The 13,268-nt window shown below is 58.8% G+C and carries 7 protein-coding genes; 1 reads left to right on the forward strand and 6 read right to left on the reverse strand.

All coding sequences use genetic code 11. The annotated features are described in order from the left end of the window. Window positions 1-120: 120 nt before the first annotated feature. Window positions 121-1,722: a potassium/proton antiporter gene (locus FYJ40_RS02745; protein ID WP_154515667.1), complete on the forward strand. Its 1,602-nt coding sequence runs from the start codon at window positions 121-123 to the stop codon at window positions 1,720-1,722. Window positions 1,723-2,059: 337 nt separating this feature from the next. Here FYJ40_RS02745 and FYJ40_RS02750 read toward each other — a convergent pair whose 3' ends face one another. The 6 genes from FYJ40_RS02750 to FYJ40_RS02775 form a co-directional block, all read right to left on the reverse strand. Continuing rightward, entirely contained in the window at window positions 2,060-2,251 is a 192-nt protein-coding gene (locus tag FYJ40_RS02750; RefSeq protein ID WP_154515670.1) for a hypothetical protein, read from the reverse strand. Window positions 2,252-2,278: 27 nt separating this feature from the next. Next, window positions 2,279-3,643 carry a hypothetical protein gene (locus tag FYJ40_RS02755; protein ID WP_154515673.1) on the reverse strand — a complete coding sequence of 455 codons (1,365 nt, stop codon included), beginning with the start codon at window positions 3,641-3,643 and terminating at the stop codon, window positions 2,279-2,281. A 77-nt stretch (window positions 3,644-3,720) separates the two neighbouring features. Further along, window positions 3,721-6,081 (reverse strand): protease Lon-related BREX system protein BrxL, encoded by a 2,361-nt coding sequence (gene brxL / locus FYJ40_RS02760; RefSeq protein WP_195838534.1) that lies wholly within the window; start codon window positions 6,079-6,081, stop codon window positions 3,721-3,723. Between the two features lie 11 nt (window positions 6,082-6,092). After that, window positions 6,093-8,774: a BREX-1 system phosphatase PglZ type A gene (gene pglZ / locus FYJ40_RS02765; protein ID WP_154515676.1), complete on the reverse strand. Its 2,682-nt coding sequence runs from the start codon at window positions 8,772-8,774 to the stop codon at window positions 6,093-6,095. 60 nt (window positions 8,775-8,834) lie between these two features. Further along, window positions 8,835-9,803 carry a hypothetical protein gene (locus FYJ40_RS02770; protein ID WP_154515679.1) on the reverse strand — a complete coding sequence of 323 codons (969 nt, stop codon included), beginning with the start codon at window positions 9,801-9,803 and terminating at the stop codon, window positions 8,835-8,837. A 544-nt stretch (window positions 9,804-10,347) separates the two neighbouring features. Further along, entirely contained in the window at window positions 10,348-13,038 is a 2,691-nt protein-coding gene (locus tag FYJ40_RS02775) for a hypothetical protein (RefSeq protein WP_154577080.1), read from the reverse strand. Window positions 13,039-13,268: the final 230 nt, after the last annotated feature.

Here is a 13,268-nt window from a genome sequence, read left to right on the forward strand (position 1 = left end):
TCCGCCTGTGTCGATATCACGAACGCCCTCCGTTCAACCCATAAACCCACCATCTTTGGGTACAAATAACCGCAGACAACTGACCGTGCCACGCCAACCACCCAGGAGCGGACACTATCCATGAACCAGATACTTCTCTTTATAGGCCTCGTCATCATTTTGTGCCTGACCATCAAACCCGTCGGCAAAAAGCTCCCCTTCCCCACCCTGCTCATCTTTATCGCGCTGGGCATGCTGCTGGGCGTCAACGGGCCGGCGCACATCGACTTTAGCGACTACGCACTCACCGAAACCGTCTGCAGCACGGCGCTGCTGTTCATCATGTTCTACGGCGGCTTTAACACCAATATCGACCGCGCCAAACCTGTCGCCGTGCCCGCGGTGCTGCTGAGCACGCTCGGCGTCGTCGTCACCGCCGGCATCACGGGCGCCTTTGCACACTTCGCGCTAGGCTTCGACTGGATCGGCGGTCTGCTGCTGGGCTCGGTCGTGGCGTCGACCGACGCAGCGAGCGTCTTTAGCGTGCTGCGCGAGCACAACCTTTCGCTGTGGGACGGCACCGACTCGCTGCTCGAGGTCGAATCGGGCTCCAACGACCCCGTCGCTTACATGCTCACCGCGGTACTCGCCACGCTCGCGGCGGGCGGCGACATTAACATCCCTGTGCTGCTGGCCAAGCAGATCATCCTGGGCGTGGGGCTGGGCCTTGTCATCGGCTGGGCATCTGGCCGCTTGATCGAGCGCGCGCACGCAACGGCCGAGGGCGCGCAGACCATCTTTTTGTTCGCCGTGGCGATCGTCGCCTACGCGCTGCCGAGCTATCTGGGCGGCAACGGCTTTTTAGCCGTGTACCTTGCCGGCATTGTGCTGGGTGCGAGCGACATCACCGGTAAGGTCGAGCTGGCGCACTTCTTTGACACCCTCACCGAGATGGCCGAGATGACGATCTTCTTTTTGCTCGGCCTGCTCGTGACGCCCGCCCGCCTGCCGCAAGTGCTGCTACCCGGTCTGGCGCTCATGACGTTTATGCTCTTCGTGAGCCGCCCCATCGCCGTCGGTCTGCTCCTGGCGCCCTTTAAGACCAACCCCCGCCAGGTGGCGCTCGTAAGCTGGGCGGGCCTGCGCGGTGCGGCTTCGGTCGTGTTTAGCCTCTTTGCCGTGGTGGCTGGCGTTCCCGGCGGGCATGACCTGTTTGACCTGGTATTTGTGATTGCCGTTTCGAGCATTGTGGTGCAGGGATCGCTGCTGCCTGCGGTGGCAAAGAAGCTCGATATGATCGACGCGGAAGGCGACGTGCGCCGTACGTTTAACGATTACCGCGACGAAGAAGGTATGTCGTTCGTTAAGCTCAAGGTGGGCGCCGAACATCCGTTTGCCGGTCGCTCGCTCGCGGACATCGGCAGTGCCACGGACATGCTCGTAGTCCTGGTGCTGCGCGACGGTGCACACCCGGTGCTGCCCAACGGCGATACCGTCATCGAGGAAGGTGACCTGCTGGTTATGGCCGCGCCAACGTTTGAAGATCGTGCCGAGGTAACGCTGCGCGAAGTCACCGTGACTCCCCACGGGCGTCTGGCCGGCCAGCGCCTGCGCGACGTGCCGCAAGGCAAGCACCCCTTTATCGTCGTGATGATCAAACGCGACGGCCAAACGATTATCCCCGACGGCAACACCCTCATATACGCCGGCGACAAAGCCGTCATCGCCACGCTGGCGTCGTAGCGGCAAGGGACAGCCATCCCGAATTGGCTACATTTGAGCATCAATCGCCCCGGCTGGGGTCTCGTTGAGGACAATAAGCAACTCTCAAAACTAAGTGAGTAGACTTTTGCCGAATCGCCGACCACGTCACCAAAGCATAAGTCTGTGACCTGCGGGTTTGTTGAAGCAAATTAGTCGTGTGCTCAGCATTTCCAAAAAAGTCTACTCACTTAGCCAGCGTGCAGTCAAAATAGAACGGTCGCCCGCTCATTAGGCTCCATTGGGACGGCTTATCGTGCATGTTCGCGCAGCTGCGAGTGCAGACGACCCTCCCAAATTAGCTATCCTTGTCACATTCCTAGTCATCGTCGACGGCAAAATCGCGGAGGTCGAGGCCTTCGCGTTCGGCTCGGGCTAGGAGCTCTTGAGGGGACTCACCCTCGATATCCATCACGTCGAGCATGGCAGCAGGAAAGCCCACGCCTGCCGCGCTCCCAGCGCGATCGAGCAGGCTCTCGCGCAGTTGGTCCACATCAACTTCGATCTTCATGGTGTAACCTCCTACCGAGCCAGGTCCCTACTCAGCAGCGCTAAGCTTATCCACAGCAGCAACAAAAGCCGCAACCTGCTCGTCGTCCATCTGCACAGCCAAACGCCCCACGGGCTCATCGTAGGCGAACTGCACCTTATCGATAAAGCAATCCCAAGCGCGTTCGTCCACACGCACGGCAGCCTCGCAATACTGGCTGAGCTTTTTGAGTCCATACCAAAACGCATTCACATGACGCGCGGGGTCCTCGTCCAGCACACCATCGTAGCGGCGCCCGTTAAACTCCCGCATGCGCGCCACGGCGACCTCGAGCGAATCGCCGCCCTCGGCCGAAGCCTCATCCACCAGCTCGGGAATCGTGACCTCACGCCGAACATCGTGCCTGGTAGCGCCGTCGTACTCGCCCACCAGCACGTCTTCGTCAAGCCGAGAATCGTAGTCGAAATAGCTCGAGCCCCTGCAAATCCCATGCGGCGAGCCAGAGCCAAACGCGCAGAACAACCCGCCGTCGGCAACAATACGACGGTAGGTCTCAAACGACTTCTTAACCTGAGCGAGCAACTCGGAAAGCAAACCGGTATCGCACGCCGTCTCGCACGCAACGCACGCAGGCTCGGGCAGCCCCGAAGGCTCCACCGTGCTCCCCGCAACGCGGGCGGCGCGCTCGGCCCGATATGCCTGCGCCGCCAAGCGCGCTCGCTGCGCAGCGCCGCGCACGTTGGTAAGTTCACGCTCCAACGCCACGTCACCAGCAACATCACCGGCCACGTCGTCCACAAGCCCGTCAGCGCGCTGCGGGCCAGTCGCACTTAGCTCAGACTCAAACGTCGCTGTGATCATACCCGCAAGGTCCGTCGCATCGGCGGCACAACGCAACTGTTCCAGCTGCGTACACAGCAGGTCGGCATCCAAAGGCACAGCATCCACAACGCGCACGCCATTCAGGCGCGCCGCGTCCCGTAGCACCATAGCCCCCGCGGCATCGTACGCCGCGCGGACCTTGTCCGCCGTATTCGCACGCAGCTTTACCTCGATAAACGCAAGCGTCTGCTCCAAACGGGCCAGCAGCTCGGCCTTGTCCTCCATGCGCAAAAAGGCAGCATAGCGTCGCTCTATCTGCAGTGGACCAACAATGCCCGCCTGCTTACGAGCGCGTGCAAGCGCAGCGCCCTCAACACGGCGCACGTACGTATCAACAGCCCGCACGGCAGAGTCGCGCGCAGCGTGCTCGGCAGCCTCGACGCCCCTAAGCACGCTCAGCAGCTCGCGGGAGCGCGCCTTGCGCACCAGCTCCCCGCGATCGTACTGCTCAAGCGCCGTCTGACGCTTGGCTACCGACTCAAAGCCAAACAGCTCGTCGAGCAGCTCACCAACAGAACGCTCGTCCGCCACGGTAGGCCTCCTCACGCACTACGCACCCACATGCTCGCGGGGCACCCGAACACCGGACGCCCCGCACGCCCGCACTCCTACAGATCCAGAGCCTTTTTCGCGGCGTCGACCGGGTCACCATCCATGTAGAACACCGGGCTCAGGCCCGAGATAATCTCGGACGACACGCTCTGCAGGCCGGCGATGGCACTCAGCGGCAAAATCACGCGCTTGGCGCCGGCGTTTTTGGCCACGCGCATAATGTCCTCGAGCCCACGGATCTCGTCCATAGAGCCCGACATGCGCAAGATTCCCGGAATCGCCAGCGCAGGCATCACCGGGCGGTTGCACGCCGCGGAGCACAGGCCCACGAACTCGGCGAGCGAAACTTCTTCGGACAGGCCCTTGCTCTGCAGATCGTTGTAGAACAGCAGGTAATCCTTGGAGCCAATGTGCATGCCCGGCGCCACGCGGTTCGCCAGGTTCACAAAGTTGTCGAACGCGGCCTCCAGCGTATCGCGCACCGGCTTGTTAAAGGCCACGCCCTCGTGCTTAAACTTGCACTCGCCGGCAACGGCCTTGTTCTCCAACTTGTACACGGCGACCTCGCCGCCCTGCGACCTGCCCACGCCAAACACGTGACCGGACAGCAGCGGCCCGTCGGGAATCAGCGTGTCCTCGCTCTGCTCGGGCACGCGCACCACGTGCACGTCCTGCGGGTTGTCGGCATCCATATAGCCCAGGTTGACGTCGATAAACTCAACGCCCGCCATAATCTTGAGCTGTTCCTTTACACGGCGACGGCCCTCGATGGCGTAATCCAGCAGCCAGCGCACGTCGTCCTTGTCCATGGCCTCGTCGGGGAACAGCAGCTTGGCAAGGCCGCTAAAGGTCTTGCGCACGGCGATCTCGTCGCGCTTGTTAAAGTCGCTGTTAAAGCGGAAGTAACGGTCGATATGGTGCGTAAAGTCCTTGCGGCGCATCTCCTTGCAAAACTCCGACAGGCAGTCGGTGATCAGGCCATAATGCCCGGTCAGCAGGCTCGAGCGCATCTTGGGAATCTCCCAGCCCGGCAGGTAATAGTGGATACGGTCGAAGAAGGCCGAATCGTTGTTAAACTCCGGCGGAAACGGATCAAACAGGTGCGTGGTCTTAAGAACGTTTTGCACGGTGTCGTTGATATTGCCCTCAAAGACCATGGAGGCATCGGCGTTAATCTGGTCGCGGCCGCGCGCGTAGCTGCCGCTCGCCATATAGTCCTTCATGATCTGAACGGCATTGGTGTCCTTAAAACGCATGCCGGCAACCTCGTCGAACGTCACGCAATCCCAGTGGCCCACCAAGCCCACGCGGTCGGCGCGCATGGAATTCATGCGGCCGAACAGGTTGGCCGTGGTGGTCTGGCCGCCAGAGAGCAAGATGGCGTAGGGCGAGACCTCTTTGTAGATATGGCTCTTGCCGGTGCCGCGGGGACCCAGCTCGCACAGGTTGTAGTTGCGTTCGATGAGCGGCACCATACGCTCGATAAAGTGCATGCGCTCTTTCTCTGAAAGCTCGCTGGGCTCATAGCCAGCGGAGCGCAGCAGCATGTTGAGCCACTCGTCGCGCGTAAAGTACTGGCGCTCGTCGACCATAGCATCCAGGTCCAGGTTGGGCATCTGGATGGGCGTGAGCGACGCCACACTAAACGGAGAATCCTCGGGGCCGCGCTTTTTGCGCTTGGCCTTGGAGCGGCGCGGCGCATCGTCGCCAAAGACCTCCATGCCAAACTCGTCTTCCTCATCCACGGGATGACGATACTCGATGCTCATAATGCACCAAATGCCACCCTGCAGAATCTTGGAATAGTCACGCACGTACTCGGCAGGCATCACAAACGGCTCGATGGTCAGATTGGCAAACGATGCCACGTAGATGTCTTTGTACTCGTCGAGCTTGGCCGTCACCTTGTCGATGATGGTAAAGCGGCCCAGTTCGCGAATCTTGGACTTAATGCGCTCGGACTCGTCGGGACGCACGTAGTTATCGGTGAGGATCCTGCGAATGCGTTCCAGGCCCTCTGCCACGGCATCCTCGTCATCGGTTGAGCAGTACATGCCCAGCAGGTACTCCAAAACAAAGGTGGGCACGTTGGCGCCGCGCTTCATAAGGGCCGTCAGGTCCTTGCGCACGATCTTGCCAGCAAAGTGCTCGAGCAGCTTGCCGTCCAGCCCGTCCATGTCGTAGCCCTCATCCTCGGGAGCCTCGGCCACAGCTTGGTCATAGCCATCGCTTGAGGATTCACCCTCGGCGGGCGCGGCAGCCTCAACGGGCGCGGCAGCAACCGGCTCCGGGGCAGGCGCAGCAGCCTCAGCCTCCGCAGCAGGCACGACCTCCTCCGCGGACGCCGCAGCCTCCGCAGGCACATCAACATCAATCGAGGGAACTTCCCACAGATTGTCGTCATGGCTATCAAACATAGGGCACACTCCTAAAAACCAAAGTCAGCAACAGGGGCAAACGAAACGGCGATGGTATACGTCTCGCGCCAAACGATCTTGCCCGACTGGGCGTCGCGGCAGACCAGCAAATGGGACAAGCCGGACCCAAACGACACACCCGTCTTAAGCGTAAAGCGAGCCTCGACCACGCGGTCCTGCGGGTTGGGCGAAGTCATGTCCGCATGCACGCGAGCAACATCGCTCACCTCGTTGCCGGTCTCGTCGGTAAACACCAGCTCGTACTCGCACGGCAGTACCTTGCCCGTAGCGGCCTCCTCCTGCAGCAACTTAATGCCAAACAGCGAGTTGGTAACACGACGGCTCTCGCTCAGCACGCGCAGCTTCGCAGTCTGCGTATCAACGAATTCCTTTGAGGAGGCACTCAGGCGGCGATACCCGACCACCGGCACCACGAGCTCCTGCAGGCTCACGCCACCATGCACGTAGCGCTTGGTTCCACCGGGGCGCTTATAGTGCACGATCCCGCGCGGAGCCAAGCCAACGTAGCCGCCGCCCGGCACCACATGGTCCATGTTCATGGCTAAACACGGGCTACCGTCCGCGCCGTTAGCGATATCGGCCAAGGTGTCGCCCTGAGCGACCACCGCATGGCGCTTGCCAAACAGCACCGGATCGTCGGGCAGGTCGTTCTTGCCCAGGAACAAGCATTCCGGCAGTTCATTGGCCGTGTACAAAAAGCCATGGTCGGATGTGATCGTCACGCGGGCGCCTGGCGCGTCGGTGCACACGCGCTTGGCGATCGAGACCAGCTCGTCCACGCTCTCGGCGCACGCATCGAACACGTCGCTTTCGGTGGCGAGCTTCTCCCCCGTCGCGTCGATCTTGTTGTGATACAGGTACACGATCTCGCTGGACTTGAGCAGCTCCTTGCGGTCGGCGGCAGACATATCCAGATACGCCGCGGCACTCAGGGCACGACCCGTAGGTGCGGCCTTCTGCAGCACCGCTTGACGCTCGACCGTAGAACCCGTGGGCATATCATCAAGCAGCACGGCGCACGTTTCCATGTTGAGCGTCATGGCCTGATGCGGCAACAGCGCCGGCATGCCCATCTCGGTAATTGAGGGAAACATCGCCTGCACGCTACCCATGCGCACCTCGCCGCCGCGCTCGCGCTCCAAAGCGGCAGCCACGTCCTGAGCCACCTCGTAGCGCAGCGCATCGCTGATCAGGACCACCTTGGCCTTGGCGCTGCCGGTATACGTGGGCAGCGTCTCCCAATAGAACAGGTCTTGGCGAGCGACACCCTCAACATAGCCGGCATCGCGCCACTGCGCCTGGGCGGCATTGGCCCAGCACGCGTTGCTCTCGGTCAGATACCAGTTAACGTAGTTGTTCTCGGCCCATTCGACCGCGCGGCGCTCTGGCTCCTCCAACAGGTCGACACCGCGCAGCTTGCAGCGCTCGTTGGCCTGACGCAGCGCGCGATAGGCCGCATCCATGCGCCACCAATCCGTGGTGTAGGCCTCCCACACCTCGGCCGCCTGGGCAATATGGAATCCACCTGCATGGTCACGCTTAAAGGCCGCCATGTCGGCCAGCGCCAAAAGCACCTGGTAGTAGCAGGCGACATCGTCGTACCAGCACAGGTCGCGACGGGCCGCGGCAACACGACGGGCCTCGTCAACGCGATCGGCACCCTGCGCCAGCGAGGCGAGCAGGTCGCTCAAAATGGCCTCGTCAACGCACGGGAATACATCCAGGCGCAGCAGATCGTCGGTAGGCAGAGCACCAAACACATGGCGCAGGCCGCACGCGTCCTGAACCAGCTCGCAAATCTCGCGCAGGTCCTCAGACGCCGCAGCATCGCCCGCCCATTCGCGGACAACGGCAATGCAATACGGCGCATAGGCAGGCGCAATATGGTTGGAAAGCTTTTGCAGCGCAGCCGCCGGCACCAGCGAGGCTGAGGCCGTCAGCAGTACATGGGCGGCAAAATCCTGAAGCGAATCACGCTCGAACAGCGTACCCTCAAAGCCCGTGCGCTGACGCACAAAGGCAGCAAGGCTGTCGGCGGCCTCAAACTTTTGCGCCAGCTCCGACAGCGCCTCCGGGCCATCGTGCAGCAGCATAGTCAGGCACGCGCGCACAATAAACGGCATGGTGGCAGCGCTGGGATCGGAGCCGCCAAACATGGCGGCCAGCAGGCCCAGCTCAACATCGGCCGCGCACGCAGGCGCGGGCATGCACTTGGAAAACTTGGCGACGCGGCCCTTAGCGGCAAAGAACGACTTGTGCGCCTGCAGAGCCTTGCGAATATCCCGCGCGTTCGAAGCCCCCAGTTGATCGGCCAGCAGCGACAGATAGTCCGCCGAGAACTGATCGGCATACAGCTCAACGTCGGCCAGCCAATCGCCCTCGAGGCCACCACGCCCCTGCTGGCGATACACCAGCATGTCGCTCGTGGTGTCCTCGCGGGCGATAAGGCGCTTGACCTCAAACATATGCCCGTCGCAAGCCTCCACAAAGCGCACCGGACGCGGCAGGCGCTGCTCTACCGCTTCGCCAAAGCCGCCCTCGGCAAGCTCGGCAAACGTGGCGGCAAACTCGCCTTCCGCGTCGTGCCACACCACCACGCGGCGCTCACGGCAATCGGGCAGCGGCTGTTCAAAGCGCGCCGCCAGCTCTTCAATTACATTGAACTTTGCCATCTAACAATCCCACTGTCATACCGGTCAAAACAATTCGCGTAACGCGTAATCACGTGTGCATTATTTTATCTTTGCCAGCACATCCTGGAACTTGGCATAGTTGACCTTAACGCCGTCGTCCAGGTCAATCTTGATCATCTGGTCGGCCAGGTGATGCAGCTTTTCCTCGTAGGCAACGGTCTCGGTCAGCTGATCCTTGAGCTTTTTGATGCGCTTGGTCAGCGCAACCTTCTCGCCGCGCTCGGCCGTGGCCAGCGCGTCCTCGGCGTCGGCAATCTGCGAGCGATAGCGCTCCTGCTGCTCGTGCACGTAGTCGGTGCGAATGCGCGCCAGCAGATCGGGCGTATAGCGGTGCATGTACACCAGGGCCATAAAGCCGTTCTTTTTGCCCGAGTCGAACAGCCAGTAGATGGGACGCTTCTTGTAGGTCTGGCAGTGGTCCTTAAAGAAGTCCTTCAAAAAGTAGGTGCGAATCACCTCGCGCGAGGTGCCCTTGCCGCCGAGCGCCTCGGCAATAAAGGCCAGGTTCTGCTCGAGCGTCTCCTCGCCGTACACGGTGCGCACAAAGTCAATAAAATAGCGCACGATGTCGTCGTCAAAGTACTCGTCGTCGGTAATGGGCAGCACGTTGTCGCTGTCGGGCATAAAGGTCACGTGATCGGGATCGGGCATTTTGGCCTGATAGTCAGAGACCGTGGCCCCCTGGTCGGCCAAGACCAGACCGTCCACGTCCAGCGAATAGCGGCCGAACATGCAGCCCACGGCATAGCTTATGAGCGAGGTAATCTCGTCGCGCTTGGTGCGCACATACTTGTTGCCCTTGTAGCTCTCGGGAATCTCGTCGGCGGTATCGAAGATGCGCGCCACCGATACGTACTTGTCCTCGACCTCGATGGGTACCTCGCCCTCCATGTTGTAGATCTTGGCAAAGATTCGGTTGAGCTCCTCCTCGTTAGCGCGAAGCTGCTCAAAGCGAGCATTGACCTCGGCCTTGCGAGCCTCGTATTTATCGGCGAGCAACGTTGCCATATCTCTATCCCATCCAATCAGGACCGATTAAAAGCCCAATAAAACTAGCTAAGTCAACATAGACAAGTCTACCCGACAGCAAAGCAAATAGCGCCCCGTGCAGAGCATTTGCAAGCACCATTTTGAGGGTACGCCCACCACAAGCCGACCCCGCTTAGCAGCCAGTATGTATTAACTTACTCCACCAGCTCCACCATTTGTTGAGCAACAAGTGCGAGCGGTAGCCATAACGCCACGGCCGCATCAACCGGTTCAAAGCAACACGAACGAGCGCGTCCCCACCATCTCATGCCAAAAGTCTGTCGTTATCCTAAAACCGCAGGCAGATTGACGAACATGTGTTTGGTCATTATAATTTCTACTTGAATAGGCTCCTCGTCTCGTGGTATAAAAGGATTGGTACCCTCGAATAGAGGGACCTCCAAGAGCCGGGGGATGTCCCCCGGCATTTTTTATGCCTGGATTCAATGCAGGCTCGACATAAAAACGGGGGGGCATCCCTAGAGATGCCCCCTGCAAAATTCAGCCGACTCCTACTTCAAAATCAGTCGTCCCATATATCCATGAACCTTTTATCGGTCAACACATAAGCAGTGCGATTGTTAATCGGAGCAACCTTCTTTAATGAATGAGTCCTGTCATACATATAGCAAACAACGCCCGCTTTTGAGAACGTATCTATTCCGTCAACAGCGTCCATCATGTCATATAAAGTAAATACTTCCCCGACGTCAATTGTTTGCGCAAACTGCTTCGCAAGCCGCTTGTTTTCCGGATCGGTCTTAGCCTTCCTCTTGCGATCGTACGCTTGTCGCACCTGCCAATCGGCATTCCAATGGCATTCATCAAATCGGTCACTTTTTGGCACGCTGGCACAGAAAGCTTCAAGCTTGGCCCAGCGTTCATCCCGTTCGGCTTCTATTTGTTCGAAGTTCGCTTCGGCCTCTTTAAACGCTAGCCGGGCATCGCTCTCTTGCTGTCGCAACTCATCGACTTTTGCTTTGGCGAGCTCGCTCGAACCTTTAGAGAGCTTGCCCTCAATCTTCTTAAAACTGGAATCGACATCTTTTATACGCTCGGCAAGTTCCGAGAGCTTCTTCTTTGTTTTGCGCTTATTGCTAATGTCAAACAGTCCAAACGACTGAAGCTCTTTCTCGTATTTAGCGACCTCATCATCAAGGTCGCTCCTCAGACATGTCAGCTTCTCGCGTTCGCGCTCCAGGCTCCGATAGAGATCATGCTTCGAGATTGCCTCATTCAAATCGTCGACAATCGAATCTAGCTCGCGTTGGCGCCTCGCCTTGTTCGCTTTGGCGTCAAAGTAATCGCCGCGCATCTCATTGCATCGATCGGCAAGCGCGTAAACCCTATCCCTCGTCTCGTCCTCTGCCCAAGACTTTGGTTGAAACGGTTGAGGCTTCTCGTCCTCGGCCTTTTTCTTCTCGATGACCACATCATTCTTTTTCTCAGGCGCAGCCGCCTTCTCATCCTTGGCAGGCTCAGCGACCTTCTTCTCCTTGGCGGGCGCAGCATCCTTCTTCTCCGACGCCTTACTCTCCGGCGCGGCCTTCTTCTCCGGCGCAACGGGCGCCGGCGCCGGGTCCAGTCCAATGCGGGCGCGAATCTCACGCATGTGCTCGGAAGGGGCAAGGATGGCCTCTGCGTTACGCCCGTCTTCGAGGTCGCAATTAGATGCCCTCAGTAAAGCAACATCAATAACATTAGCTGCGGCAGAGCGAATGTCCTGATCTACGGAGCTCTCTTTTCCGTAGAGGCGCTCCTGGGCATCGACCGCGTCAAGAATGCGATCCAGATAACGCTCGGAATCCGCATTTAGCTGAGCCAGAGCCTTTAAACCGGCATTCTCCCTATCAAGCGCAGTATTACCGTCTAGCAAACTGGTCTCGTATACTGCTGACGTATAAACACCTTGGCGAATAGAAATCAAAAGAGAAACGCCCTGGAATGCAAGCTCCCTGAACTCCTCGGGCTCGACCTTAGTTTCAAAGCATTTCTTAAACGCAATGTCCCAACTGAGAGGCTCCACCTTATTAAGACGAACGGTCGACGCGAGTCCATCGACAAACGTGCGGGCCTCATCAACACGATTCCGATCCCATGAATAGAACGTCACGCGCATGCAGTCGTTGTCACGGTATAGAGGGTTGACATAGAACTCCAAGCCAATCCCCGTATCCATGCCAGGAAGTCCCACGCCAACCTGAACGACAGCGACAATGCACCCATCACCCTGGACTTCGTGATACTCAAGCCCTCTGGGAACCATGTTGTTGATGGGAGGAAAGTGGGTGGTCCTAATCACGGCGCGACGAACCTCGAGTTGGTCCATGATGCGCATTTCCTCTGGTGTTTCAGGGCGCCACGAATAAAGAACCTGAGCCCCTTCCATGTGTCTGTTGGACGAAGCGGGGCTTAAAACAAAGGTATCTTTTTGGCTGGGGTCGGAATCGACAATCCAGCCATCGGGAAGCGCCACGGAAAACGCATTACCCCATACACGGTCGCCCTCGCTTGCAGCAACCTTCCTATTACCGCCTGCGTTACCAGGCCGCTCCCCTCCCGCAGGGGCAGACGCCGCGCCGCATCCGTCTGAGGCCGAGGTGTCCAGCTGAATCGCCGGGGCAGAGTAGACCATCTTCGTTCCCGGCTTTTCCTGCACGCCCACAACGTCCGTCACGTCGTCTACGACCAGCATAGATAAATCGACATTCTTCGCCGAAACAAACGTCACCTTAAACGAGGCGCCCTGCTGGCTACGCAGCCCTTGGCGCATATCCCAAAGCATGCGTGTGACCAAGTTGAAGAACTGCGGAATACCGCGGGCGATTCGCGTGTCATACATTACGCAATATGCATCGGGGGCCGGATTGTCGATTACGAGCGCCTTGTTACAGCCGCAGAAATCAGCCAAAACAAGGCCCGTCAAATCCCCTTCTCGAAGCATAGGGTAAAGCGCCTCGTGGATTGCGCTCCTGGGAACAATAAGGTCCTCATCGGCCTCAACCAGGTTATTCAGAAAACCGTCGACAAAGCAGTTGAGATAATCATTCAAATCATCAAAGCCGCCCTGAGTGGCAAACTCGGTAAGCTCGGGCACCTTTTCGTTATCGACATGCAAACCGGTCGCAGCGTGATGATGACCGTCCCAAGTGATCATTCCATCGTCAAAGCAAACGCAATAATCGGACAGCAGGTGGAAAAAAGAAGTCACCAATCCATTTGAATTAACCTTTCGCTTAGGCTTCAGGAGCTACTTAGCTTCCTTTGGGGCGTTTACGATGAGGACTTAAGTCCCCTCTATTCCCTCGCCTTTGCCGAACACTGGCTTTAACTTAGGCCATCAACCTCGCCATTTGTTGAGCAACAAGTGCGAGCGGTAGGTATTGAGCTATGACCGTTGGAAGTGAATAAATGCCCCAGCTGGCGATGCAATAATTTCTGATT

The sequence above is a fragment of the Collinsella sp. WCA1-178-WT-3 (M1) genome, from assembly GCF_009696325.1.
In the GTDB taxonomy this organism is placed as follows: domain Bacteria; phylum Actinomycetota; class Coriobacteriia; order Coriobacteriales; family Coriobacteriaceae; genus Collinsella.